Annotated in this window: 1 pseudogene; it reads right to left on the reverse strand. The window is 71.8% G+C overall.

Annotation, left to right across the window (positions count from 1 at the left end):
* Positions 1-247, reverse strand: a pseudogene (locus NHN26_RS17430) (methyl-accepting chemotaxis protein); the annotation flags it as partial.
* Between the last annotated feature and the right edge of the window lie 8 nt (positions 248-255).

Here is a 255-nt window from a genome sequence, read left to right on the forward strand (position 1 = left end):
TGATCTCGCCCAGGCCCACGGATTGTTCCTGCGCGCCGGTCGCGATGCCCGCCATCAGCTCGGCGATGTTGGCCACCCGCCCGACGATGTCGCTCAGCGCCTCGCCCGCGCGGTTGACCAGCGCCACGCCCTGCTCGACCTGCTCGGAACTGGTGCCGATCAGCGTCTTGATCTCCTTGGCCGCGTCCGAGCTGCGCTGCGCCAGCGCCCGCACCTCCGAGGCCACGACGGCAAAGCCGCGCCCGGCCTAGCCTG

This window comes from Rhodovulum tesquicola, from assembly GCF_024128855.1.
Taxonomy (GTDB): Bacteria; Pseudomonadota; Alphaproteobacteria; order Rhodobacterales; family Rhodobacteraceae; genus Rhodovulum; species Rhodovulum tesquicola.